The 25,439-nt window shown below is 44.7% G+C and carries 25 protein-coding genes and 5 tRNA genes; 19 read left to right on the top strand and 11 right to left on the bottom strand.

Going from position 1 to position 25,439, the window contains the following annotated elements:
- Positions 1 to 27: 27 nt before the first annotated feature.
- The 10 genes from mutY (at position 28) to CBP12_RS12490 (ending at position 7,356) form a co-directional block, all read left to right on the top strand.
- Positions 28 to 1,089, top strand: coding sequence for an A/G-specific adenine glycosylase (gene mutY, locus CBP12_RS12535; RefSeq protein ID WP_086964906.1), 1,062 nt, complete (start codon positions 28 to 30; stop codon positions 1,087 to 1,089).
- Positions 1,086 to 1,361 carry an oxidative damage protection protein gene (locus tag CBP12_RS12530; protein WP_086964904.1) on the top strand — a complete coding sequence of 92 codons (276 nt, stop codon included), beginning with the start codon at positions 1,086 to 1,088 and terminating at the stop codon, positions 1,359 to 1,361. The genes mutY and CBP12_RS12530 overlap by 4 nt, the downstream gene beginning before the upstream one ends.
- A gap of 95 nt (positions 1,362 to 1,456) precedes the next feature.
- Positions 1,457 to 1,532: transfer RNA gene (locus tag CBP12_RS12525), tRNA-Phe, on the top strand.
- A 30-nt stretch (positions 1,533 to 1,562) separates the two neighbouring features.
- Positions 1,563 to 1,638 (top strand) — tRNA-Phe (locus CBP12_RS12520).
- Between the two features lie 30 nt (positions 1,639 to 1,668).
- Positions 1,669 to 1,744: transfer RNA gene (locus CBP12_RS12515), tRNA-Phe, on the top strand.
- Between the two features lie 5 nt (positions 1,745 to 1,749).
- Positions 1,750 to 1,825: transfer RNA gene (locus CBP12_RS12510), tRNA-Thr, on the top strand.
- A 684-nt stretch (positions 1,826 to 2,509) separates the two neighbouring features.
- A complete protein-coding gene (locus tag CBP12_RS12505; protein WP_086964902.1) occupies positions 2,510 to 4,417 on the top strand; it encodes an acyltransferase family protein in 1,908 nt (635 codons plus the stop codon).
- Between the two features lie 221 nt (positions 4,418 to 4,638).
- The gene (locus CBP12_RS12500) at positions 4,639 to 4,965 is read left to right on the top strand and encodes a hypothetical protein (RefSeq protein WP_086964900.1); all 327 of its coding nucleotides are present in this window, start codon (positions 4,639 to 4,641) and stop codon (positions 4,963 to 4,965) included.
- Positions 4,965 to 6,170 (top strand): PqqD family peptide modification chaperone, encoded by a 1,206-nt coding sequence (locus CBP12_RS12495; protein ID WP_086964898.1) that lies wholly within the window; start codon positions 4,965 to 4,967, stop codon positions 6,168 to 6,170. Before CBP12_RS12500 ends, CBP12_RS12495 begins: the two co-directional genes overlap by 1 nt.
- A 205-nt stretch (positions 6,171 to 6,375) precedes the next feature.
- Entirely contained in the window at positions 6,376 to 7,356 is a 981-nt protein-coding gene (locus CBP12_RS12490; protein ID WP_086964896.1) for a hypothetical protein, read from the top strand.
- A 31-nt stretch (positions 7,357 to 7,387) separates the two neighbouring features.
- Here the strand turns inward: CBP12_RS12490 and CBP12_RS12485 are convergent, their stop codons facing one another.
- Positions 7,388 to 7,696 (bottom strand): putative quinol monooxygenase, encoded by a 309-nt coding sequence (locus CBP12_RS12485; RefSeq protein ID WP_086964894.1) that lies wholly within the window; start codon positions 7,694 to 7,696, stop codon positions 7,388 to 7,390.
- 301 nt (positions 7,697 to 7,997) lie between these two features.
- On the opposite strand from CBP12_RS12485, the gene CBP12_RS12480 reads away from it, so the two are divergent.
- Positions 7,998 to 8,207 (top strand): cold-shock protein, encoded by a 210-nt coding sequence (locus tag CBP12_RS12480; protein WP_086964892.1) that lies wholly within the window; start codon positions 7,998 to 8,000, stop codon positions 8,205 to 8,207.
- 159 nt (positions 8,208 to 8,366) lie between these two features.
- On the opposite strand, the gene CBP12_RS12475 is transcribed toward CBP12_RS12480, so the two are convergent.
- Positions 8,367 to 9,539 carry a multidrug effflux MFS transporter gene (locus CBP12_RS12475; RefSeq protein ID WP_086964890.1) on the bottom strand — a complete coding sequence of 391 codons (1,173 nt, stop codon included), beginning with the start codon at positions 9,537 to 9,539 and terminating at the stop codon, positions 8,367 to 8,369.
- Between the two features lie 114 nt (positions 9,540 to 9,653).
- Here CBP12_RS12475 and hfq point away from each other — a divergent pair, with 114 nt between their 5' ends.
- Positions 9,654 to 10,022 carry an RNA chaperone Hfq gene (gene hfq / locus CBP12_RS12470; protein ID WP_232455079.1) on the top strand — a complete coding sequence of 123 codons (369 nt, stop codon included), beginning with the start codon at positions 9,654 to 9,656 and terminating at the stop codon, positions 10,020 to 10,022.
- A gap of 95 nt (positions 10,023 to 10,117) precedes the next feature.
- Here hfq and dapA read toward each other — a convergent pair whose 3' ends face one another.
- A complete protein-coding gene (gene dapA, locus CBP12_RS12465) occupies positions 10,118 to 10,990 on the bottom strand; it encodes a 4-hydroxy-tetrahydrodipicolinate synthase (protein ID WP_086964888.1) in 873 nt (290 codons plus the stop codon).
- 293 nt (positions 10,991 to 11,283) lie between these two features.
- Here dapA and rsmC point away from each other — a divergent pair, with 293 nt between their 5' ends.
- Complete coding sequence (gene rsmC / locus CBP12_RS12460; RefSeq protein ID WP_086964886.1) at positions 11,284 to 12,309, top strand: 16S rRNA (guanine(1207)-N(2))-methyltransferase RsmC; 1,026 nt, start codon at positions 11,284 to 11,286, stop codon at positions 12,307 to 12,309.
- A gap of 77 nt (positions 12,310 to 12,386) precedes the next feature.
- Here rsmC and CBP12_RS12455 read toward each other — a convergent pair whose 3' ends face one another.
- The 3 genes from CBP12_RS12455 to mscL form a co-directional block, all read right to left on the bottom strand.
- Complete coding sequence (locus CBP12_RS12455; RefSeq protein ID WP_086964884.1) at positions 12,387 to 12,596, bottom strand: hypothetical protein; 210 nt, start codon at positions 12,594 to 12,596, stop codon at positions 12,387 to 12,389.
- Between the two features lie 62 nt (positions 12,597 to 12,658).
- On the bottom strand, positions 12,659 to 14,005 hold the full coding sequence (gene rlmD / locus CBP12_RS12450; RefSeq protein ID WP_086964882.1) for a 23S rRNA (uracil(1939)-C(5))-methyltransferase RlmD: 1,347 nt from the start codon (positions 14,003 to 14,005) through the stop codon (positions 12,659 to 12,661).
- A gap of 288 nt (positions 14,006 to 14,293) precedes the next feature.
- The gene (mscL, locus tag CBP12_RS12445; protein ID WP_086964880.1) at positions 14,294 to 14,773 is read right to left on the bottom strand and encodes a large conductance mechanosensitive channel protein MscL; all 480 of its coding nucleotides are present in this window, start codon (positions 14,771 to 14,773) and stop codon (positions 14,294 to 14,296) included.
- 98 nt (positions 14,774 to 14,871) lie between these two features.
- Between mscL and CBP12_RS12440 the strand changes: the two genes are divergently transcribed.
- A complete protein-coding gene (locus tag CBP12_RS12440) occupies positions 14,872 to 15,342 on the top strand; it encodes a hypothetical protein (RefSeq protein ID WP_086964877.1) in 471 nt (156 codons plus the stop codon).
- Between the two features lie 398 nt (positions 15,343 to 15,740).
- Here the strand turns inward: CBP12_RS12440 and CBP12_RS12435 are convergent.
- A tRNA-Leu gene (locus tag CBP12_RS12435) sits at positions 15,741 to 15,825 on the bottom strand.
- Positions 15,826 to 16,081: 256 nt separating this feature from the next.
- Here CBP12_RS12435 and CBP12_RS12430 point away from each other — a divergent pair.
- On the top strand, positions 16,082 to 16,588 hold the full coding sequence (locus CBP12_RS12430; protein ID WP_232455078.1) for an RDD family protein: 507 nt from the start codon (positions 16,082 to 16,084) through the stop codon (positions 16,586 to 16,588).
- Between the two features lie 70 nt (positions 16,589 to 16,658).
- On the opposite strand, the gene lptG is transcribed toward CBP12_RS12430, so the two are convergent.
- Together lptG and lptF are read right to left on the bottom strand one after the other, a co-directional pair.
- On the bottom strand, positions 16,659 to 17,729 hold the full coding sequence (gene lptG / locus CBP12_RS12425) for an LPS export ABC transporter permease LptG (protein WP_086964875.1): 1,071 nt from the start codon (positions 17,727 to 17,729) through the stop codon (positions 16,659 to 16,661).
- Complete coding sequence (gene lptF / locus CBP12_RS12420; RefSeq protein WP_232455077.1) at positions 17,729 to 18,838, bottom strand: LPS export ABC transporter permease LptF; 1,110 nt, start codon at positions 18,836 to 18,838, stop codon at positions 17,729 to 17,731. The genes lptG and lptF overlap by 1 nt, the downstream gene beginning before the upstream one ends.
- A gap of 161 nt (positions 18,839 to 18,999) precedes the next feature.
- Here lptF and pepA point away from each other — a divergent pair, with 161 nt between their 5' ends.
- The 3 genes from pepA to CBP12_RS12405 are packed head-to-tail and all read left to right on the top strand — an operon-like array spanning position 19,000 to position 23,826.
- Entirely contained in the window at positions 19,000 to 20,511 is a 1,512-nt protein-coding gene (pepA, locus tag CBP12_RS12415) for a leucyl aminopeptidase (protein WP_086964873.1), read from the top strand.
- A 2-nt stretch (positions 20,512 to 20,513) separates the two neighbouring features.
- Positions 20,514 to 20,957 carry a DNA polymerase III subunit chi gene (locus CBP12_RS12410; RefSeq protein WP_086964871.1) on the top strand — a complete coding sequence of 148 codons (444 nt, stop codon included), beginning with the start codon at positions 20,514 to 20,516 and terminating at the stop codon, positions 20,955 to 20,957.
- 4 nt (positions 20,958 to 20,961) lie between these two features.
- Positions 20,962 to 23,826 carry a valine--tRNA ligase gene (locus tag CBP12_RS12405; protein WP_086964869.1) on the top strand — a complete coding sequence of 955 codons (2,865 nt, stop codon included), beginning with the start codon at positions 20,962 to 20,964 and terminating at the stop codon, positions 23,824 to 23,826.
- A 133-nt stretch (positions 23,827 to 23,959) separates the two neighbouring features.
- Here the strand turns inward: CBP12_RS12405 and osmB are convergent, their stop codons facing one another.
- Positions 23,960 to 24,175, bottom strand: a complete 216-nt coding sequence (gene osmB, locus CBP12_RS12400) for an osmotically-inducible lipoprotein OsmB (RefSeq protein ID WP_086964866.1) — start codon at positions 24,173 to 24,175, stop codon at positions 23,960 to 23,962.
- A 133-nt stretch (positions 24,176 to 24,308) separates the two neighbouring features.
- Complete coding sequence (locus tag CBP12_RS12395; protein ID WP_086964864.1) at positions 24,309 to 24,722, bottom strand: hypothetical protein; 414 nt, start codon at positions 24,720 to 24,722, stop codon at positions 24,309 to 24,311.
- Positions 24,723 to 24,808: 86 nt separating this feature from the next.
- Here CBP12_RS12395 and CBP12_RS12390 point away from each other — a divergent pair, with 86 nt between their 5' ends.
- Complete coding sequence (locus CBP12_RS12390; RefSeq protein ID WP_198341811.1) at positions 24,809 to 25,324, top strand: GNAT family N-acetyltransferase; 516 nt, start codon at positions 24,809 to 24,811, stop codon at positions 25,322 to 25,324.
- Positions 25,325 to 25,439: the final 115 nt, after the last annotated feature.

Below are 25,439 nucleotides of genomic sequence, written 5' to 3'. Positions count from 1 at the left end.
CTTATTATTTTTTAGATAGCTTTCATCGTGCATACAGTCTCATTTTCCGAACGCATATTAGCTTGGTACCAACTACATGGTCGAAAAACGCTTCCGTGGCAAATAAATAAAACGGCTTATCGGGTGTGGATCTCAGAGATCATGTTACAACAAACACAAGTCGCTACCGTCATTCCATACTATCAAACCTTTATGGCACGCTTTCCAGATGTGGTGACGTTAGCCAATGCTGGACAAGATGAGGTGCTGCATTTATGGACTGGCCTTGGCTATTACGCGCGCGCTCGTAATTTACATAAAGCGGCCAAGATTATTCGCGATGAATATCATGGGGAATTTCCCGAGCAATTTGAACAAGTACTAGCGCTGCCAGGCATCGGGGTTTCAACGGCGGGAGCCATCTTATCTCTGGCACTAGGGCAACATCATGGCATCTTAGATGGTAACGTAAAGCGAGTATTAGCGCGCTGGCTGGCACAAGCGGGTTGGCCAGGCAAAAAGGCCGTGGAAAATGAGCTATGGCAGCAGGTGGCTCTACTCACGCCCAAGGCACGCGTTAGCGAATATAACCAAGCCATGATGGACTTAGGCGCTACCGTTTGCACTCGCTCTAAACCCAACTGCCACTTATGCCCAGTAAGTGAAGATTGCCAAGCGCTAGCGCTGGGAACGCCCACCACTTTTCCTAACCCTAAGCCCAAAAAAACGCTGCAGCCTATAAAACAGGCGCATTTTTTACTACTCAAGCAAGGTAGTCAATTACTGTTAGTACAGCGACCACCACAGGGCATCTGGGGTGGGCTCTATTGCTTTCCTGAATTTAACACCAAGTCTGAGTTAATAGCGTGGCTGACACGCTTCCCTTACGCTAGCTCTCCCCAACCATTAGCGGGTTTTCGCCATACTTTTAGTCACTTTCATTTAGATATCAGCCCTTGGCTGGTAGAAATTCCACAGATAACCAATGAGATCATGGCCGCCGGCGACCGACTTTGGTATAACTTGGAACACCCCGCATCAGTTGGTTTAGCAGCAGCCACTAAAAAGCTACTGGCCTACTCAGAACTGCAAACAAGGAACGAATTATGAGCCGTACAGTTTTTTGCCAGCGTTTAAATAAAGAAGCCGAAGGTCTAGATTTTCAACTTTATCCCGGCGATTTGGGTAAGCGCATCTATGACAATATCTCTAAAGAAGCTTGGGCGGCTTGGCAGCACAAGCAAACTATGCTGATCAACGAGAAAAAGCTTAACATGATGAATACAGAGCATAGACAGTTACTAGAGCAAGAAATGATAGCCTACTTATTTGAAGGCGCTGAAGTAAAAGTGGATGGTTATACACCACCAACTGCAGACTAAAGCAACGCTTTGCTCAAGACATAGGCAAACACGCCTATGTCTTTGAAAAAGCGGTTGACTTGGGTTAGCCAATCCTATGTAATGTCGCCCCATTAGCCCGGATAGCTCAGTCGGTAGAGCAGAGGATTGAAAATCCTCGTGTCGGCGGTTCGATTCCGTCTCCGGGCACCATTTTAATATAACGATGTCACGGCATGTTTAGCCCGGATAGCTCAGTCGGTAGAGCAGAGGATTGAAAATCCTCGTGTCGGCGGTTCGATTCCGTCTCCGGGCACCATTTTAATATAACATTGTTACAGCATGTTTAGCCCGGATAGCTCAGTCGGTAGAGCAGAGGATTGAAAATCCTCGTGTCGGCGGTTCGATTCCGTCTCCGGGCACCATTTAAGCCGGCATAGCTCAGTTGGTAGAGCAACTGACTTGTAATCAGTAGGTCCCGAGTTCGACTCTTGGTGCCGGCACCATACAAACCAACTTCGTTGGTGCAAAAAACCAGTTTCGCTTAATCGCAAACTGGTTTTTTTGTGTCTCATATATCACTATTAAATAATTTAATAGTGACTCTTATTTTCTAATAATATATATCGACTTACTATTATTTGGTAACTTAATAAAGTTGAACATTTAAAACAAATAACTCTGCCCAGCCTGTTAATTAAAATACCTATAACATGTTGCTAGATAATGCTCATACTTGACAAATATAGTCGCAATAACCCCCCTATTTTTATGCGTCATAAATAGCCGCAAACCACTATTTTTTATTTGACGTCTATTAGCGCGTTAATATCTAACTTATTAACTTATACTAAAGTAGCAGCCACTATAGACTTAAAAATTTAGCTTCCTTGATCGATGTTCTTGCTTATGGCGTTAAGTGAGCCGTGTAACAGCTTAGCGTAGACTAGTCTTAATTAACAATTACTAATCAAAGCTAACTCCTAACTAGAACAAAAAACTTCTTCTAGTATAACTGAATAACACTGATTATCTTTAGCTAAAGCCAATTAAAAAAACTCTAAATTAGAGTTATCTTAGATTGACATGCATTGCTATATCTATTTCTCTTAAGTAGCATCGAATCTAATTTAAATTTTAATTATTATAATTTTATAAATTAGAATTACTTTAATCATGGATATAAAGCTGTGAAATTTAGAAAAGATATTAATGGATTAAGAGCACTGGCAGTAATAGCAGTGGTAATCTTTCACTTTAATCCCACTTGGCTACCAGGTGGATTTGCAGGCGTAGACGTATTTTTTGTTATTTCAGGTTTCTTAATGACTGGGATAATATTTAGAGGAATAGAAAAAGAAAATTTTTCTTTATTAAAATTTTATGTAGCTAGAGCAAATAGGATCATCCCCGCTTTGGCCGTACTGTGCTTAACGCTTCTTATCTTTGGTTATTTATATTTAACGCCATTAGAGCATAAGTTATTAGGTAAGCACGTTACAGGTAGTATGGCTTTTCTGTCTAACATTATTTACCTTAATGAAGCGGGATATTTCGACGCTTCTTCTCTTGAAAAATGGCTCCTTCACACTTGGTCACTTTCAGTAGAATGGCAATTCTACATTATATATCCTCTCGTTCTTTTGGCTTTATATAAATTAACTAGTCAGCAAACATTAAAAAAGATAATTATCTATGCTAGCGCCATTAGTTTCTTATATTGTATTTACTTAACTTCAACTGCACCCAGCTCCGCTTACTACTTACTCTCTAGTCGAGCGTGGGAGATGATGGTAGGTGGGCTTGCTTATGTGTACCCCTTTAGCACCACCACCAGACAAAAGAAAATGTTAGAGCTAACTGGATTGACCTTTATTTTGGGCTCATATTTTTTTGTCTCTGCAAGTACACCTTGGCCAGGTTTAATCGCATTATTCCCAGTAGTAGGCGCTTTCTTTATTATCCAAGCACAGCGCAACGATAGTATAATTACAGGAAATATTATATTTGAAAAGTTAGGGGCCTGGTCTTACTCTATTTATTTATGGCATTGGCCACTAGTAGTAGCTATTTATTATTTCTCATTAAAAAGCTCTCTTGCTTATTTAGCTATTCCCTTATCTGTTTTGTTAGGATATTTAAGCTTTAAATATATAGAAAGCATTAGATTTAATTTTGATTTAAACAATATATTTAGTTTAGTTAAACTTAAAGTACTGTATGTTGCTATATTAGTATGCGCTTCAGGAAGTTTAATATTCAGTCATTATCAAAACAAGCAACAAGCATTAGGGAACTTAGAGGTTTATGATATGGCGAGTCGCGAAAGCGGTTACTGCTTTGGCTCACCAGGTGCTGGGGTAGCAGACGATGATTATTTAAACTGCAAAATCGGCTTAACTAAAAAAACGTCTCGAGTATTATTATTTGGTGATTCTTTTGCAGGCCACTTTGAGCCCCTATTAGATATTATTGGAAAATACGAAAACATTGCTATTGATGCCATTACTACAAACTCTTGTTACCCCTCTTTTTCTAAGGAATTTAATGGTGAACCCAGTCACATAGGATATAGCCAATGTATGGCTAATCGAGAGTATGTAGAAAACAATATAAAAAATTATGATATGATCTTTATCTCTGCGCGCTGGGACGCATTTCTTAACTATGAAAACACTTCTCCCGAAGAAGTCATCAATATGATTAATCATATTACAGAGCAAGGAACGGCGATGGTATATCTACCTAGTCCTAGTATTTATAAAAGAAATATCGGAGAGGATTACATATCTCATTTACTAGGTGGCCCTGCACTCGATAATAAATCTTTTATAGCCGAAGAAGAAAACACTAAATACATCGATCAGGTTGAACAACAACTTGCTCAACTTGCGCAACGTAATAATAAATTTATCTACGTTCATAAAGATAAATTATTTACTAATGATACCTTGGTAGCTAATTCTAGGGAAATCCCTTATTCGGCAGACGGCGCTCATATCTCTATTATAGCTGCATTAGAACTATCAGAGAAAATGATAAAGCTAGATGAATATAAAGCCATTAAAAAGTACTTTAAGAAAAAACGCTCCTCTTAAAGAAAGGATTAACTAGGAAACAGTTAACCGAAAAGACCAATAAGGAGCATTGTGTAACGAGTATTCGAGTCAGGCTTATGCTATTACTGGCAAAACAGTTAAAGAAAACCTTAATTAGCGACAGTTTAAGTCTGACGGTTGCGCGCATTGGCTAGAGACAAAGCTTAGCCAGTGTTATGGTGGAATTATCGCTAGTAGTAAGTAAACATTTGGAGGCATCTATGCCGCATAATAAACTTGATAAAAATCAAACGGCAGATGAACAAGCTAAACTTAACGAGACGGAGCAAAAACGCCAAACTCGTAGAAGATTATTAACAATGATCGGCGCAGGCATCGCAGGTGCCTATGTGGCTCCTACGCTGTTTAGCATAGGTCAAGTTCAAGCGGGAAGTTGGAGCAGCAGTTACTCTTACCCGAGTTACTCAAGACCCAGTTATTCGCGTATTAGCCGTTATGATTACCGCCCTAGAGAACGCGTTCGCGAGTATACAGAAGATCCCATTCGTATCTTAGAAGATGCAATTTTAGGACCTCAGCGCCGTTAATGAACCAAGATATCGTCGATTTAGAGCTGCCTTATGTGGGGCGTTGCTTACGGGTTGATGGCGTTCCAGAAGTGGTACAGGCTCTAATGCAAGCTATGCCTAGCTGGCCTATCAAGGTAAGTCCGCCAAGCTCAATCTTGCCAACGCGCTATATTTATCGTGATGCTACCGGCTTATGGCAAGGTTCTTTGCATGAAGCTAATGAATTTCATCTCCCCTCCCCCGCTTCTGCGGCTTGTAGCTTAGTTGGCGATCTTTTAAGCGAGCGGTTACAAACTCAACCTGAGCTCTTAGGGCTACATTGTGCCAGTGTAGAGATCAACCAGCGATTAGTGCTATTTCCTGAAAGTAGCAAAGCGGGTAAAAGTACCTTGTCCGTGGCCTTTGCCGCAGCCGGCTATCGTTTATTTGGGGATGACGTATTAGGGCTAACAGAAAATGGCGAAGGGGTTGCCATGGGCGTTGCGCCTAGATTGCGTTTACCTTTACCGGCGAGTTTCTCCGCTGAGTTTGTGGATTATGCGAACCGTTATGCAGGTCCTGAAGATGATCGCTATCGCTTTGTGCTGCCAAAGTCTGGTGGCCTAGCCCATTTAGATGAGCGCTGTCCAATAGGTGCCATTGTTTTATTAGAACGCGATGCCAGCATTACTCATCCTCAAGTCGTGACCCTACCGCCTGCGGAAGGTTTATTACAATTACTTTGCCAAAACTTTGCTCGTGAAGCCCAAACCTCAATACTTTTACAGCGCTTATTACCCTTGATGCAAAGTGTACCCTGCTTGCTATTACGCTACTCTGAGCCCTTAGTCGGTGCACGTTACTTAGCCGAGGTCATTAAACACCCTCACTTACAAAATATGAATCGAGCCAGCTTGATTAAGGTACCACCTACAGCACCCACTAATGAGCAAGATAAAATTTATGTTCAAAAAGCAGATAGTAAGTGGACTGCTTCACCTAGTGTCACTAGCTACCCGTTAGCTGAAGAGTTATTTCTGATCCATAATGAAAGTGGTGCCATTCATCGTCTTAACTCTAGCGGCAAAGTGGCTTGGCAATTATTGCAACAAGAGGCCATCACCGCAGTAGAGCTAAGCGAGATTATTGCGACTCATTTTCAAGTGCCAACAGCTACGGTTAACTTAGATATCGCCGCCTTACTAGCCATACTTAACCAAGCCGAATTGATCACTCAGTGCTAATCCAGTGCTAGCCACTAGGTCACTAATAGAGCTCTTTTTATTTGGCCGTTTAAAAATAACTCGCCTCGCCTAAACGAATATATGACCATAGTATTAGCTACTTAAATACTCAGTTTACGCTATCCGCGTCACGTTTATTAATAATGGTATTGGTTTTTTACTCTCGAAAATCATAGCGTTAAGTAAAAGGCCAAGGGACATCGCCATGAAAAAAATTTATCTCGCCATTTCACTGGCCTTAGCGCCGCAAGTGTTGGCCACGGAGCTGGATCCTAAAGACGATACCGATCTACCAGACTGGGCTATTGAAAATATAGCCCCTATGCATGATGCGGTCTCAGAATGGGTGACAAATAGCTCTCGCAGTATCGACGGTTTTTTTGGTACCGAAGAGAGTATGGAAGTAGACAACGACTCTTTTTTACGTATTAGCCAAGAGGTAGACTGGAGCGATCCTGACGGCTTTAATGCTAAAACTGGGGTGCGCTTTCGCTTAGACTTACCTACCTCTAAAGAAAGATTGCGCTTTATTATTGAAAGTGATCCAGATGAGACCGCAGGAACCTTATCAGAACAAGGCACCAATCGTATTCGTAATGATCAAAATAGCGTAGGCAGCACTATATTAGGATTAAGTAAGCTCAGTAAAAAAGATAAAACAGAGGCGTGGAATTTAAGAGCGGGCGCTGGGGTTAAAGTACGTTGGCCACCAGACCCTTATGTACGTTTTACCGGTGAACGGCTGTGGGACTTAGACTCGCCGTGGCAATTAGAGTCTTATAATAGAGCCTCTTGGTTTAATAAAGAGGGCTACTCTGTACGCACTAAGTGGGACTTAGGGCGCCCGTTAGATGAAAATCACCATTTGCGCTTTATCACTAACGTGCAGTGGCAAGAAGAAGTAGACACTTTAGAATATTCAGAAGGCGTTGAGATCAATCAGCTATTAGGCTCGCGCAGTGTAATGCGCTATGCCGTAGCCGCTGTGGGGCGAAGTGTTTCCGATCCTCGTCTGCATGATTACTATATTTACACTCATTATCGTCGTAATCTGCATAGAAATATTTTATTTGTGGATCTTATTCCAGAGTTACACTTTCCACGAGAAGAAGATTACGACCCTCAATTAGGGATAACATTAAGAGTCGAGATGATGTTTAAAGGAGATCTGAATTTTCGACGCTAAACAACGCCCTTTATTTAATAACTAATTCTATTTAGACAGGCCGATATAAACGTACATCGGCCTCTGCCACAATACTAGGCGCAACTTGTTCAAAGTAGTCTTTGATATACGGTTGGGTACAATGCTTATCAAATGTCGCACGACTGGCCCATTGCTCTATAAATATACAATCCCAAGGTTCGCCATTGGCGCCTTCATAAGGAATTTCTTCACTCAGCTGGTATAATAGACAGCCTTCTTCTTGGTGAGTGTTGTTAATCAACGCTGTTAATGCCTCTTGCAATGCTTTTGCTTTACCAGGCTGAGCTTTAAAACGGGCAACACAATATAACTGACTCATTTCGCTTCCTTAGCTAATAATTTACTATGCCTCTGATAAAGCCTGTGAATGTCTGCTCACACTACTCAAAAGTCGCGTCTTTGTGCGCCATCCCTCATTTCTAATGGTTCTGTCACTCTAGCTTAAAATACCTGTTGACCGTCCCCTAGTTACCAGTTAGAGTGAATGCAGCTCGAAAAGTATGGTTGTATTTATGTTAATGTTACGAAGTTCTAGTAGTACCTCGTCCTGTATTTCATAAGTTAAATCTGTATTTTTTCAAGCATTCGTATTTTGGTAGGTTTGATTACAGGATTTAGGTATGTCTAATATCGTTAAAGGTAAAGTAAAGTTCTTCAATGAGTCAAAAGGCTTTGGTTTCATTGAGCAAGAGTCAGGTCCTGATGTATTCGTACACTTCAGTGCCATTCAGAGCCAAGGTTTCAAAACCTTAGCTGAAGGCCAGGCTGTTGAGTTCACTGTAGCTCAAGGTCAGAAAGGTCCTCAAGCTGAAAACGTTGTAGCTCTGTAAGAGTTTACCTCAGCGAAAGAATCTCTAAGCCGTGCCCTAGGGCGCGGCTTTTTTCTGTTTAAAATTTGATACTCTCGGTGAGTTGTACGTCTGGTGCTATACGTCTTATGTTCGTCACTCGCAGACCTTGTGTTTATCTTTAACGTACATGGCCTCACTTCACCAGCGCCCCACTGCGCACCAAGATAAAAGCTTTAATACTAAAGCACCTAATAAAATACAAATGCCTAAACTCACCACATCATTAACGCCTAAATAAACTAACGCCGCGGTTAGCAAAGCAGCACTAAGCATTTGTAAAGCTCCAGATAAAGCAGCGGCAGCACCCGCTAGATCTTTATAGGGCTCCAACAGTCGGCTCATCGCATTAGGAAAAGCCATGCCATTTCCTAGTGCTTGGATAAAAATTCCTGCAATAAGCCAACCGGGTTGAGTGGGCACCAACAATAACCAACCGCCAGCAGCTAGTTGTAAATAAGGGCTAACGCGCAAAACCTGTTCGGCACTGACTTTATGCTGAATTCGATTATTAATCATGCCGCCCAATAATAAGCCTAATGCAGGTAACAATGCCCAGCGGCCATATTGCGCCGTAGTCATGCCGATATGGTGCTGCATGATATAGGGCATGACTGAGATAGAGACCATCATTAATGAGAACTGTCCCCATAACATACCGCCATGGCCTAAAAAGTGGCGGCAACTTAATAAGTAGCGATAGTTAGCGACGATAGTTGTCAGCTGTAAGCTTTTGCTAGGCTGGGTGTGGGTTTCTTCAAAGCGAAAAAATAATAATAGCCATAAACTTAGTAAATACAGCCACATGGCTAAAAACACACTGTGCCAGCCAAAATGATAACCAATGATCCCACCCACGGCCGGAGCCACTATGGGCGTAAAGGCGGCGGCCATAGCCACATAAGAAAGCGCATTACGCAAATAAGGTCCAGCAAAGCTATCTCTAAGCATGGCGCGCGAGACCACAGCGCCACACCCAGCCCCTAAGCCTTGTAGTAGCCGCCCTACTAATAACCATTCAAAACTAATATTAGGCAACAAACACACGCCAACTCCCGTTATAGCTAATGCTAAACCGGCAATCAGTACTGGGCGGCGGCCTTTAGCATCACTTAAGGGCCCATATAGCAGTTGTACCGGTCCAAAAGAACATAAATAGATAGAAATGAGCCACTGCACCCGATTAGCATCTTCTGCCAAGCTATTACTAATCGCAGGTAATACAGGCAACAACAAACCCACACTTAGCTGACCAATACTGACAATCAGACACGCGAAAATAAGCCGACTATGATTAGCTAATCTTGATAACACCTGTTTTCCTTAATGAAGAGCTATTGCGACTAAGTGCAAAGTGAGCTTTACTTTGACAACACAGGGGCTCATTGAGCACAATCTCTTTAAATAATAACCGACAGGACTGCCTACATGACTGGCCAAACAGCGAATCCCCAATCGCTTCAACAAGCATTTTCATTGGGTAATGGACAGGATGCGGCACTGAATTGGCTGCGCAAGAACCAAACCCATTGCGCTATTTTCCTTACTAATGGCATTAAACTAGAAGGGATGATCAGTGCTTTTGACCAATATAGCATTTTACTTTCTGACCCAAGAGGCCAGCAACAGCTGATTTACAAAGCTAAAATTTCTACTATTTCTCCCGCTACTCGTAGGCCACCACGCACCGGCCCTATTATTAGCAAACCCCGGCGCCCCCGTTATGAAAGCCATCCAACTTCACGAGATGATAGCTACCAGCGACCCCAGGATGAATATGAGCCAAACGAAGAGTAGAACTTATTTATTATCGAATGAATAAGAAAACAAAATAAAAAGGTCAGCAGTTGCTGACCTTTTATATTTGTCGTTTAACAGCGCTACTCGCTTACTTAAATTAGGCCTAACTCTGTCATTACGCGGCGAATTTCAGCTTTACTTGATTCTTGTAATGGCACCACAGGAATACGACATGCTTCGCTGGCTAAGCCTAATAGTGATAACGCGTATTTTGGCCCAGCTGGGTTAGGCTCTAAAAACAGCACTTGATGCAACGGTAGCAGTTTATCTTGCAGTACCCGTGCCGCTTCCCAGTTTCCTGCTAACATTAACTCTTGCAACTCGGCACATAACCGAGGTGCAATGTTAGCCGTCACCGAAATACAGCCCTGACCACCGCCTATATTATAAGAAACCGCAGTCCCATCTTCGCCAGATAGCCAAGCGAATGGCTTTTTAATGTGCTTACGTTCCACCCAGGGGCGCAATAAATCACCGGTGGCGTCTTTAACGCCCACAATACGTGGCAATTCTGCCATACGCGCTAACGTTTCTGGCTTAATATCGACGACAGCGCGCGGTGGAATATTATAAACAATAATCGGCAGTTTAGTGGCATCGTGCAGCATCTTGAAATGCTCAAATAAACCATCTTGATTGGGACGATTATAATAACCAGCCACATGCAAAGTTGCATCTGCACCGACTCGTTCAGCACAATTACTATACTCAATAGCTTCAAGCGGGTTATTTGAGCCAGCACCCGCAATAACAGGTACTCGTCCTGCTGCTTGTTCGGCCACTATCTCAATGACTCGACAGTGCTCTTTAGGAGTCATAGTAGGGCTTTCACCTGTGGTGCCCACCGGCACTAGACCATGAGTTCCCTCTGCAATGTGCCAATCGACTAAACGACGCAATGCCAGCTCGTCAATGCGGCTGCCATCGAAGGGGGTTAATAAGGCAACTAAAGAACCGCGAAACATGGAAACTCCTTCTCCTGGTTAGAGGATGATAAATTTTAAATAAAAAACCCCGGCTGCTGTTGCATTACCGGGGTTTGAAAACATCTTGTCTTAAAAGAAGATCAGGCATCGGTTACGCAACTGTGGCTAGCGCTTTTCGTGTTAGCGGTTTACCCTGTTTACGTTTGACTATAAATAGCATCTGCGTCACCTGAAAAAGACCTTGAGTGCATCTTTTGCTAATGCCCGACAAATGTCAAGAGTACCTTAGGTATGTATAATGCCGGATCAAATAATTTAACGTGGAGCGCAAGATGTTTGAGGCCTTAACCCCAGTTAGCGAAATGCTGGCACGCAACTTGGATGTACTTAGCGAACAACCGCTACTGGTGTGTGGTTTGCTCGAAGATAACCTGCCCGGCATGCTCGCTCAAGCAGGGCCTGCTCCGCATATTTTCACCACTGACTTTCGCTACTATCAGTGGCAAAAAAATCAAGGCCAGTGCGCAATAGAATTTGGCGTTTGCCCTGAAAAAATTGAGGATGCCACAGGCCTGTTATTATTGATGCCAAAAGCAAAAGCCGAAGCTGAATATTTATTAGCGGCCTGTTTGCCGTTGCTTAGCCCTGGCGCGCAGTTGTTTATGGCCGGTGATAATAAAGGAGGCGTAAAATCCGCGCCTAAATTACTGGCTCCTTACTGCGAGCAGGTTAATAAGCTAGACAGCGCGCGCCGTGCTAGTTTATATCAAGCAGAGCTAATGCGCCCTGCTCCTATCTTTAAGCTAGATGAATGGCTAAGCGGCTATCAGCTTGAACAAGAGCAGTTAAAAATTTGTACATTGCCAGGGGTGTTTAGTGCCGGTCATTTAGACTCAGGCTCACGCTTACTGCTAGAGAATATAACTCAGCTTCAAGGACGCGTGTTAGACTTTGGTTGTGGGGCTGGAGTGATAGGAGCCCATCTCCTAAAGCGTCAACCGGAGCTGGAGCTAGAATGTATTGATATTAGTGCGCTTGCTTTAGAAGCCACTCGTTTAACCTTAGCAGCGAATGGGCTAAGCGCTAACATCTATGCTTCTGATGGCTTAAACCAATTGAGCGGCACCTTTAACCATATTGTGGCGAATCCACCTTTTCATGCGGGTCTTAAAACGTTCTTTCATACGACTGAGTCACTATTAAGCTCAGCAAAGCATTACTTAGTATCAGGCGGCTCGCTTACCTTAGTAGCTAACGCCTTCTTACCTTACCCCGAGCTCATTGAGAAAAGCTTCGGTCACTGCGAGACCATTGCCGCTAATGGCAAATTTAAGATCTATCGAGCCGTGAATCGTTAATACTGCTTTTTAACTACGCCATAAAAAATCGGCCTTCAAGCCGATTTTTTAATGTCCAACAGAGCTAGCATTAGCCTTTAGATTGTTTGCTCCGTAAGCATCATGCCCATTGCCATCCCCAGCCCTGCTAACCCGCCCACAGGTAGCCAATACCAGTGTCGACTCACCGACGGCAGCGCTAATAGTAGTGCAAATAGCGCAAAGCCTGCACTTAACCATAACGTGATAGCAGAGCTTGGGATCCACCACGCCATCAATAACCAGCCCACTACTAATAGCATTACCATATGTGTTCTCCTCCCTCTTGATGCACATGATAATAGTTATCATTAACAAAAAGATCAATGCTTTATTTTCTTCCTTGCCAAGTGAGTAAGACCACAGCTTCTACATGCATAGTATGAGGAAACATATCGACAGGGGTGGCTTGTTCTAAGGTAAAGCCTTGGTGCGTTAACCACTCTAGATCGCGCGCTAAGCTTTTAGGATTACAAGAGACATACACTAACCGACTAGGCTGCATGGCAACGAGTGTGGCCAGCAAGGTTGTATCACAGCCCTTACGCGGCGGATCCACTATTACTAAATCAGCCTTGATCCCTTGAGAATATAACGTAGGTACAACTTGTTCCGCTTTACCAGTATAAAACTCAAGGTTAGACAAACCATTTAGTTGTGCATTTTTTTTAGCATCAACAATAGCTTCAGCAACCACTTCAATGCCATAAACTTGCCCTACCCTTGGTGCTAAAAACAAGCTAATGGTACCGATACCACAATAAAGATCAAAAGCGATATCCTGAGGTTGAGGTGCGGCTAAGCGCAGCGCCTCTTGATAGAGAGCTTCAGTTTGCTTAGGGTTAATTTGATAAAAAGACTGAGCAGAGATAGCAAACTTAAGCCCAGCTAAACTATCGATAATTTCAGATTTTCCCCATAACAAATGCGTCGTATCGCCAAGGACGCGATTTCCTTTTGCCTTATTAATATTGAGCATTACGCTCGTTAGGCCAACAATGTTTTGCAGCGCTAACAGCAGCGACGCACGCTCATGCTCAGTCAGGAGTTCGTTAACCACTAACACCACCATCACTTGTCCGCTATTAATACCATTACGGATCATAATGTGGCGCACACAGCCTTGCTCTGTTAGTTCGTTATAAGCACTTACTGTCTCGGTTTGCATCCACAGCTTAAGCTGAGCGACCACCAAAGAGGTGATCGGTGCTTGAACCACACATTCTTTAATATCAATAAGTTGATGGCTGAGTTTGGCGTAAAAACCAATCTGTGCTCCTGGGCGCACTGCATACTGTGCCTTATTACGATAATGAAACGGCTCAGCCATGCCCAAGGTACTGGCTACCGGACACGCTAATTGATGCGTGTGTAACACATCGATTAATAATTGTTGTTTAAGCGCTAGCTGTGCTTGATACCCGAGCACTCTAAGCTGACAGCCGCCACAGGCTTGGTAGATACAAAAATCAGCTTGGCGTTGTGGATCAGAAGCAATAAGCTGCTCTAATTTTCCTTGCATAAAATTAGGCTTTATTTGCGTTAACATCACTATTGCGCGCTCATTTACTAACGCCCCTGCTACATACAAAGGTCGTCCCTCTAGGTAAGCGATGCCATCTCCTTTATCCGTCAGCTCTTTTATAAGGACGGTAACGCGCGTTCCGGGTTTTAGCATGTCATGCACTCTGTATGGCATAAATTAGTAACGCGCTTAAAGCATTACTAAGAATAGGTTTTGGTCATAAAGCAGACCATAATATAAAAAACAGACTATTTTACGGGATTAGAGAACCAGCACAAAGCAGCGTGGCTGTTATTTTTATTAAAATATAATCATCATTTGTGTTGGCACTACCATCCAAAAAAAGACCTCAGTGGGCGACACCGCACGTTTTAGCACTTAGGCAAAAAATAACTGCCATAAAAAAATCCCGCCTCGCAGGATTTTTTTACTCAGTGCCTGTTATTTTACCGGTGGCTGAGACTTATCTTGTAGTGCATCGCGTATTTCACGCAGCAGTTGGATATCTTCTGGCGGTGGTGCAGGTGCCACGGTGGCGGTCTTTTCTTCATGGTGTAATGATTGGCGCATGCGATTAATCATCTTCACCATAATAAAGACCACGAAAGCCAAGAGAATAAAATTGATAAACACAGTAACAAAATTACCCCAGTACAAGACAATGGCGCCAGCGGCACTGAGCGCTTCTTGGGTTTCGGAGCCTGTGTAACCCTGTGGCGCCCGTAGCACCAATAATTTATTAGAAAAGTCGACATCACCGCCTAAAATAAAGTTAATCACCGGCATAAATACATCGCGTACCAGTGAGTCGATAATTTTGCTAAAAGCCCCACCGATAATGACACCCACCGCTAAATCAATCATATTGCCCTTAACGGCAAATTGTCGAAATTCCCTGAAAAAGCTATTTTTTTTAGCCATTAATCACTTCCTTAGTAGATTATTGTTATCAGTCGAGTGAAGATATCTCCTAGTAAATTAAAGCATAACAAGCCTCTATTTATTAGTAGTGAGAAAGAATGATTAATCATATTTTAGACTGGGTTAACAACACCAATGCAGCACACGCGTCGCTGCGCCATAGCTGCCAGCAGTTAAGCCGCCATTTTTCTGGGTTTTTTGAACCCGAGCTATTCACTAAGGCAGGCTTCGTCATCACTAGCCAACTTCCTAGCCCACCCATTAGTCAAGTAGCTCACTTAGGACTAACTCAACTACTAAGCCCCACCGCAGTAGGCATCACGCTCAATGATACTTACTACATAAAGCCAAAAGTAGCAGCACAACTGAGCGTGCACTTTCATGAGCTTATTCACGTATTACAATGGCAAGCGCTAGGCCCAAGTGCATTTATAGAACGCTACATTAGCGAAGTGCTGCACTATGGTTATCGCCAAGCGCCTTTAGAAGAAAAGGCCTACGGCTATGAAGGCCAGTTTAAAGCCCAGCCTAATCAGCCCTTTGTTATTTTAGCTAGCGATACGCTGTAACGACCTAAAAAATCTAGTTACTCATTCTTTTATTCACTCTCTCCCTTTAGCTCTGCTTAAAAATACAGCGCTAACGAGTGGGTTTAAATGAACAGGGGTCTTATTTATTTGGGCGCTCAATGTATTTGTAAATAAATGAGGTTCTGAGCACGACTATGATTTAGTAAGGAAGATATAACAGCTCGTGTAAAGCGCGAGTACCTAAGTCGTAAGCTGATTGTCAATTACCTACCTAAGTAGGTAATTGAATAGTCGCGTCGAGATAAAGGCAATACCTTAACTACTGAGAAAAACCACACATGGATAAGATAAATAGAAAAGGGATAGATGTAATAAAGGGAATAATAAAGATGAGGAAGATCGAAAAAGCCGTCCAAAGGACGGCTTTCTCTATAATTTGGTAGCGGTGGGCGGACTTGAACCGCCACGCCCGAAGGCAACGGATTTTGAATCCGTCGTGTATACCAATTTCACCACACCGCCAAATTTTACTTACCAGCAAGGCTTACTTGCTAAAAACGTTGCTTAAGCCCATTGCCACTTGCTTCCCTTGGGAACGAGGTGAATTATACGTATTAGCGCGCAGGCCGCAAGCAGATTATTCACTTACCCCAACTGATCGCACATAAATTACTCACTCCCCGTAACTTTCTACTTATTAAAGACAAATATGACCGCGCTTAGCCACATTTGCTAGAATGCGCTCTTCTTCTCCTACCTAATAGGGCGGTAATCGCTGGTGTTTGCTTATTCTGATTATATCAACCTGCCACGTGCAGGCTTAATGCGCCGTTTAGCAGCATGGTTATATGATTTTTTAGTGCTGATCTCTTTGTTGATGCTCACTGGGTTTGTCTATTTTGGCGCCACGCTGCTCGCCTTACAATTAGGCTGGATAAGCTTAGGCGATCATGAAGACACCGCAGCGCTACTCAGTGCCAGTCGTAGCTACCAGCTGTGTCTATTAGCAGTGGGGTTATTTTTTTATTGCTGGTTTTGGCGTACTAGCGGCCAAACGCTTGGCATGCGTGCTTGGCGCTTACGAGTACAAAATACCGATGGCACTCGGCTGCGTTTAGCACAGTGTGTTATTCGAGCGGGAGCCGCGTTACTAGGCTTAGGTAATTTTTGGCTATTGTTTAATCCTCGCCAAAAATTAGCGCTGCAAGATAAAATTGCCGACTGCGAAATGATAGTGATGAGCAAGGAATTGAATAAACGCTTATTAGATAAGCAGCCAGAGTGAGAGGGCGAGGGGTGAGTGCGTCTTTTCCCTTCTCACCTCAGTATTTACACTCACTCGTTTCCACACCGAGTTAGGCTTTGCGATTCAGTAACGCCAAAGCAATACCAATAAATAGCAAACTCGGTCCTAAGGCCCCTAAGACAGGGGGCACATGATAAACCAAGCTAATCGGGCCAAACACTTGGTTGGCTACATAAAAACCAAAGCCAAATAAGATACCTAGCAATAAACGCGCGCCCATAGTCACACTGCGCAGCGCACCAAAGACAAAGGAAGAAGCAAGCAGCAGCATAGCAATGACCATAATGGGCTGTAAGGCTTTGCGCCAAAACTCTAATTCATATAAGCCTGCATCTTGCCCATTATCTGCTAAATAGCCGGTGTACTCCCATAAGCCACGCATAGATAGCTCATTAGCATCTATGGCCACCACTCCTAACTTGTCGGGCGTTAAGCTGGTATGCCAGTCTCTACTGTCTTGATATTGAGTTTCAATCGAGCGCCCATCATTAAACAAGGTGTCCGTCACTTGGCTTAATTGCCAATAGGAGTCTTGGTAAGTGGCACTTTTAGCCTGAGTAATACGCGCTAAATGGGTACTGTCTTCAAAATAATACAAGGTGACATCGGTTAGGGTGCCATCGCGCTTGGCTTGGGCAATATTGATATAGGCTTCATTATCTTTGGCCCACACGCCATACACTGATAACACCACCTGACCGCCAGACTTAGCTTGGCTACGCAGATCATCGGAGGCGAGCTTAGCCACGGGTGCCACATATTCACCCACCAACATAATAGCTAACATCAAGGGTAAGGTAGTTTTAAGAGCACTAACGACGATATTAAAGCGCGAGCGCCCCGCCGACTGCATTACCACTAATTCACTGTTACTTGCCAGCTGGCCTAAACCAATAAGACCGCCCAGCAAAGCGGCGATAGGAAAAAATAACACTATTTCTTGAGGCATTGAGAGCAAGACATAGTAAAAAGCGGATAATAAGGTGTAAGTGCCCTCGCCCACGCTTCTTAGCTGCTCAACGTAGCGAATAATGGCTGACAAGCCCACTAAGGTAAGCTCGCATAATAACATCGCCATTAACACGGTGCGGCCAATATAGCGGTCAAAAATTGTGAACATTAGGCAGCCTTTTTACGTTTAATTTTTTCGCGAGTGCGATTCCACCACGCGGTTTCTCTAAGATTAAGCGGCACCGCCACCAAGAATAAAAAGACTAAAGGAACCGTATACAAACCGGGATAAAGCGCTAAACTGCCCGCCTCTACCGCCGAACGGGAAGCGCTTTGTAATAAGAAATACGCCAAATACAGTAAAATCGCCGGTAATAATTTAGCGTAGCGTCCTTGGCGCGGATTGATCACCGCCAGTGGCACCACTAATAACACTAACACCAGCATTGAAAGAGGTAGCGCAATCCGCCATTGCAACTCAGCTTTATCAATCAAATCCGGCGACGCACTTAAAGCTCGACTGTCTTTTGCTGCCTCTTTACGCTCTACCTCACCTATTTCACTGGTTCTAATAAAAGCGCTATATTCATCAAACTCAGAAATATCAAAAGCACGCGTTCCTGGTAGACCGCTGTAACGGTGCCCTTCATCTAAGGTGAGCCATTGCCCGCCATCACGCTCTTGAAAGCGCCCGCTATTAGCCACCACAATACTGGGTGCTTGTTCTGTTTGGCCACGTTGCACCACAAATAATCGATTAAGACTGCTGCCCTCTCCCTCAGGGTTAAGCTGTTCAATATAAGCGACCACGCGCCCGCCATCTAAATTCATAAAGCGCGCTTGACGAAGTAAAGAAATACCTGAGTCTGCTTTTACTTGTTCGCGAATTTGATAGATTTGCGCCTTAGACCACGGATTAAGCCAGAGCGAGTTAGCCAGCGCCGCTGTGGTCCAAAACAAGGCCAAAATCAGCGTGAGTGTCATTATTTTGCCCGGTCCTATGCCTACCGCGCGCATCACCGTCATCTCACTCTCGGCATAGAGCTTGCCATGAGTAAATAAGATGCCCAAAAATAAACTAATGGGGAACATTAGCGTAGCCATATCGGGCATATTCAATAGCAATAAACGCCCCACTAGGCTTGCGGGTATGGTGCCACTGGCCGCGCCGCCCAAGACTTCAATAAAATTTTGGCTAACAAAAATGAGCAGCAGCACAAATAACACAGCAAGCTGCGTTTTTAGGGTTTCCCAAAACAAATAGCGAAATGCAATCACCGTAAATCCCAGTGTTAACTTGTCTTTTCAATGGAAACGCTTAAGAATAAGCGTAAAATCATGATTTTCGCATCTTTAGGTAGCGAAAATCTGCATATTTTTGCGACGATCATCATTATCCTTGATCTAACGCTCATTGTCTTCAAGCGGTAGGAGAATCCATGGAGTTCAGTGTTAAAAGTGGTAGCCCCGAGAAACAGCGCAGTGCCTGTATCGTGGTCGGCGTGTTTGAACCCCGCCGGTTATCTCCTGTTGCCGAGCAGCTGGATAAAATCAGCGACGGTTACTTGAGTGCCTTATTACGCCGCGGCGATTTAGAAGGCAAAGCCGGACAAATGCTGCTGTTACATCAAGTGCCGGGCGTGCTCAGCGAGCGCGTATTACTGGTAGGCTGTGGCAAAGAGCGCGAACTCGACGAGCGTCAGTATAAACAAATTCTTCGCAACACCATTAGCACGCTTAATGATACCGGTTCAATGGAAGCAGTGTGCTTTTTAACTGAGCTGCACGTCAAGGGGCGCGATACCTATTGGAAAGTGCGCCAAGCGGTAGAAACCACTAAAGCCAGCTTATATAGTTTCGACCAATTTAAAACCAATAAAGCCGAGCCGCGCCGTCCCTTGCGCAAAATGGTATTTAATGTGCCTACGCGTCGCGAACTGCCCATAGGTGAGCGCGCCGTTGCTCACGGGCTGGCTATCGCTCGTGGCGTAAGAGTGTGTCGCGATGTTGCCAATATGCCACCTAACGTATGTAACCCCGCTTATTTAGCCTCGCAAGCGCGCCAATTAGCAGATGCTTGGGATAACATCACCACTCGTGTCGTTGGCGAGCAAGAAATGGCTGAGCTTGGCATGAATGCTTATTTGGCAGTGGCGCGCGGCTCGCGCAACGAAGCCATGATGTCGATCATTGAATATAAAGGTCATCCTGAGCCGGAGGCTCGCCCTATTGTATTAGTCGGCAAAGGCCTAACCTTTGATGCCGGTGGCATTTCGCTAAAGCCTGGCGAGGGCATGGATGAAATGAAATACGACATGGGGGGCGCCGCCTCTGTGTTAGGAACCATGCAAGCGCTGGCCGAATTACAGCTGCCCATTAACGTAGTAGCCGTGTTAGCAGGCTGTGAAAATATGCCCGATGGCAATGCGTATCGCCCCGGCGATATCTTAACCAGTATGTCGGGTCAAACTATCGAAGTGTTAAACACCGATGCCGAAGGCCGCCTAGTATTGTGTGACGCACTCACCTTCGTTGAGCGCTATGAACCAGAAGTGGTGGTGGATATTGCCACACTCACCGGTGCTTGTATTATCGCATTGGGGCATCACACCTCAGCACTGCTAGCTAATCACAATCCATTGGCCCATGAATTACTTAATGCTTCGGAACAAGCCGGCGATCGCGCTTGGCGCTTACCGATGAGCGATGAATATAACGAACAATTAGAAAGTCCATTTGCCGATATGGCCAATATTGGTGGGCGCCCAGCCGGAGCTATTACCGCTGCCTGCTTCTTGGGCCGTTTTACCAAGAAGTACCAATGGGCACACTTAGATGTGGCGGGTACTGCGTGGGTGAGCGGTAAAAATAAAGGCGCAACCGGTCGTCCTGTTCCCTTGTTGACCCAGTTTTTATTGAATCGGGCCGGCGTCAACAATATTGAAGAGTGAGCATGAGCCAAGGCTGTTTTTATTTACTCCAAGACGCAGACTCAGAAGCACTGATTAACTGGGTGTGTACGCTTACTGGCGATTTTTATCGCCAAGGCCTAGGCGTATTTATTCATGCTCAAGATAAACAACAGGCTGAAGCCTTGGATGAAGCCTTGTGGCAACAGCCCAGCGATAGTTTTATTGCTCACAATTTACAAGGTGAGGGCCCACCGCAAGGCGCGCAAGTCGTTATTGGCTGGCAAGCGCCCAAACAAGGGCGAGCGGTATTAATTAATCTGGCGCCCAGTGCGCCAGATTTCGCCCGTCGCTTTAAGCAGCTAGTAGATATAGTGCCTGTTGATGACGCCGGCAAACAGGCGGCGCGCGAGCGCTTTAAAGCTTACCGCCAAGCGGGTTTTAGCCTTACCACCGCCCCCGTCCCTTCCCAAACTCAAGACGAATAACATCATGGAAAAAACATTTAATCCCACGGCTATCGAACAAGCCATGTACCAGCAATGGGAAAATAAGGGCTATTTTAAGCCTCATGGCGATACCAGCAAACCCGCTTACAGCATTATGATACCGCCACCCAACGTAACCGGTAGCTTGCACATGGGCCATGCGTTTCAAGATACCATTATGGATACCTTGATCCGCTACCAGCGCATGCAAGGCAAAAACACTTTATGGCAAGTAGGCACCGACCACGCCGGCATCGCCACGCAAATGGTGGTAGAGCGTAAAATTGCCGCTGAAGAAGATAAAACACGCCACGATTACGGTCGTGAGGCCTTTATCGATAAAATTTGGGATTGGAAAAAAGAGTCCGGTGGCACTATTACTCAGCAGCTGCGCCGCCTTGGTACTTCCGTAGATTGGGAGCGCGAGCGCTTCACTATGGACGAGGGCTTATCAAATGCAGTTAAAGAAGTGTTTGTGCAGCTGTACCAAGAAGACTTAATTTATCGCGGCAAGCGCCTAGTGAACTGGGATCCTAAGCTTAATACCGCCATCTCAGACTTAGAAGTAGAAAACCGCGATGTTAATGGTCACATGTGGCACTTTCGCTACCCGTTGGCCGATGGTGTCACTACCAGTGAGGGTAAAAACTATTTAGTAGTGGCTACCACTCGTCCAGAAACCATGCTTGGTGACACCGCCGTGGCGGTAAATCCTAACGATCCGCGCTACCAAAGCCTGATTGGTAAATTTATCGACTTACCATTAGTGGCTCGTCGTATACCCATTGTCGGCGATGAGCATGCGGACATGGAAAAAGGCACGGGTTGTGTGAAAATTACCCCCGCTCATGACTTTAATGATGCAGAAGTGGGCAAGCGCCATCAGTTGCCACTGATTAATATCCTCACTTTAGATGCTCATGTTCGTGAGCAGGCAGAAGTCTTCACCACTAAAGGTGAAGTAAGCGATATCTATAGCGATGCTTTACCGGCGGAGTTTCAGGGTCTGGAGCGTTATGCAGCTCGCAAAGCCATAGTAGCGGCATTAGATAAGCTAGGCTTACTCGATAGCGTAAAAGATCATGACTTAGTGGTGCCCTATGGCGATCGCGGCGGTGTGCCCATTGAACCCATGCTTACCGACCAATGGTATGTACGCGCCGCGCCGCTTGCCGAAGTGGCCACTAAAGCGGTGGAAGACGGTGAAATTGAATTTGTACCTAAACAATATGAGAATATGTATTTCTCGTGGATGCGTGATGTTCAAGATTGGTGTATCTCGCGCCAGCTCTGGTGGGGCCATCGTATTCCTGCTTGGTATGATAGCGAGGGTAAGGTCTATGTGGGACGTGATGAAGCCGAGGTGCGCGCTAACTATCAACTAGCAAGCGATGTAGTACTCAACCAAGACGAAGATGTGCTTGATACTTGGTTTAGCTCGGCACTGTGGACCTTCTCTACTCAAGGCTGGCCTGAAAAAACACCCGACTTAGCCACTTTTCATCCCAGCAGCGTGTTAGTTACCGGTTTTGATATTATTTTCTTCTGGGTAGCGCGCATGATCATGATGACCATGCACTTTATTAAAGATGAAAATGGCAAACCGCAGGTACCTTTTAAAACCGTGTATGTCACCGGTCTGATTCGTGATGAAAACGGCGATAAGATGTCAAAATCTAAGGGTAACGTCTTGGATCCGTTAGACATGATTGACGGTATCGACCTTGAGTCGTTAGTGACCAAGCGGACTGGCAATATGATGCAACCCCAGCTTGCTGCTAAGATTGAAAAAGATACCCGCTCTACCTTCGCCGAAGGAATTGAAGCCCACGGTACCGATGCGCTGCGCTTTACGCTGGCCGCCATGGCGTCAACAGGGCGTGATATTAACTGGGATATGCGCCGTTTAGATGGTTATCGGAGTTTTTGTAATAAACTGTGGAATGCCTCGCGCTACGTGTTGATGAGTACCGAAGAGCAAGATTGCGGCACTCATAGCGAAGGTAAAAGCGGCGAGTTAAGCTATTCTTTGGCGGATCGCTGGATCCAAGCACAGCTGCAAGTGACCATTACCGAAGTGCGAGAAGCGCTCGATAACTATCGCTTCGACCGAGCTGCTAATGCGCTGTATGAGTTTATCTGGCATCAGTTTTGCGACTGGTATTTAGAGCTGACAAAACCGGTGTTGTGGCATGGTTCAGAGTCTGAGCAGCGTGCCACACGCAAGACCTTGATCGAAGTGTTAGAAACACTATTGCGCTTAGCGCACCCGATTATGCCCTACATCACCGAAGAAATTTGGCAGCGCGTGGCGCCCTTGGCTAATCGCGGTGGCGACAGTATTATGCTGGCCGCTTATCCACAGGCCGATGCCTCACTGGAAGATGCCGATGCTATGGCAGATTTGGAGTGGGTGAAGCGCTTTATCGTATCTATTCGTAACTTGCGCACCGAGATGAACTTAGCACCCAGCAAGGCATTATCGGTTCTATTGCGTCCTGCGGGTGATGATGCGCGCCGTGCTCATGAGAATGAAGCTTTCTTAAAAGCCATGGCCAAGCTTGATGCCATTACTCACTTAAGCTCTGATGAAGCCGCGCCTACCTCCACCAAGCAGTTAATTGGTGAGACAGAATTGCTATTACCGATGGCGGGTCTTATCGATAAAGAAGCGGAGCTGGCGCGGTTGCAAAAAGAGCTAGATAAAACTCATAGTGAAATAAAACGCCTTGAGGGCAAACTCAATAACGCCGGCTTTGTGGCAAAGGCACCCGCGGCGGTAGTGGCAATTGAACAAGGTAAGCTAGAAGATTATAAAGCGGTCTTGGCTAAGCTTGTGGCTCAGCAAGAACAGATTGCCAGCTTGTAAGCGCGCCATTTATTAATAACAAAAAACCGACCTTGAGGTCGGTTTTTTTATCCGCGGTATTTTTTATTCAGGGTACAAGCAAGATAATAAACATAAAAAAGGCGTGTTAGTAAAACACGCCTATAAGATCAGTTTATTTTTTAACTTGGTTACCGATGACGCCACCCACAGCTGCACCACCTAAGGTACCCATGGTACTACCGCCCGTTAATACGGCACCGGCTACGCCCCCTGCACCTGCACCTATGGCCGTGTTGCGATCGCGTTCTGACATATTACTGCACGCACTTAAGCCAAAGAGTAAGGTGGAGGCCAATGTAATCGCTGCTAATTTTTTGCTGCTAATCATAGGAATTACTCCTGTTCTGGGTGAGTGTGGTACTTTAACTATTTTAGTGTATCGGCTTTAAACTGGAATTACCTTATGTTTAACCCATGTTAAGACTGGCACTGTCGCGAAACTTTGTGCGCAAAGCTTGCCATTACACAACAGAGTCTAGCCACAGACTGCGGATTACTAATACATTTACAATGCTCACTAACAATAAAAAGCTCACGTAAACCAACACCATGTAACGAAAATAGTTATGTTTACTGTGATTAAGTAACCCTTGTTGTTCTTGATGCAAACGATGGGCTGCAGCAATTTTTGCAAATAAGGTTAGTTCAAAATGCATTAATACCAAGGTGATAAGTGTCAGCATACAGCCTAATGAAGGCGCAATTAGGATCCAGTTCCCTAACACTTGACCAATTTCTGGCTTTAAATACGGCACGGCGCCAAGCACGACTACCGCTATGGTAATTTGAAATAGCTTTTGCCATATATGATCATGACGATACTTATATTCATCCCATAATAAGACATAGGGATCGGGTTCATAATGGGGATACATACGCGCTCCTTAGCCCCTAATTTAGCTCACTATAGCATGACTTATTACTAGCTTACCCAATGACACTATTCATTATTTAAGAAGAGATGATGACAACAACCACACCTATCCCGTTAATTGATAATTACTTTTTGCGTGCCTTAAGGGAGGCCGATAACGCCGCCTTAGCTCAGGTTATTCGCGCCGTCTCGGCTGAGTATGGACTGAGTGCAGAAAAAGGCTATAGCGTCGCAGACCCCAGTCTTGACCGGCTCAGTGAGCTTTACCTAGCGCCAGCGGCACAGTATTGGCTAGTCATTAATAAAAGCGGAATAATAGTAGGCGGAGCCGGCTTTGCTCCCTTAATAGGGGAGCCAACTGTGTGTGAGCTACAAAAAATGTACTTATTAAACGAAGCTCGGGGCTTAGGCTTAGGAAAGCGATTAGCACAAGGGGTGTTAGCTAAGGCTAAAGAGCGCGGTTATCAATGCTGTTATCTAGAAACTACGGCGATTTTACCTGAAGCACTGCATTTATATCAAAAATTAGGCTTTCGCCCCTGCCCTCGTTTAGGTAACACCGGCCATGATGATTGTGAAATCACGCTTATGCTAAAACTATGAGGCTATGGCAGTGTTTATTAAGGAAGAAAAAATAACAATAAGAAAATATTTTTTGCCACAGAATACACAGAACTAAGCACTCCTTGTTTGCAAGCTAAATGAGTAAAAATTAGCG

Origin of the sequence: Oceanisphaera avium (genome assembly GCF_002157875.1) — a bacterium.
GTDB lineage: Bacteria > Pseudomonadota > Gammaproteobacteria > Enterobacterales > Aeromonadaceae > Oceanimonas > Oceanimonas avium.
The sequence above is the reverse complement of the archived record's forward strand: the minus strand, read 5'-3'. Positions and strand labels throughout refer to the sequence as shown.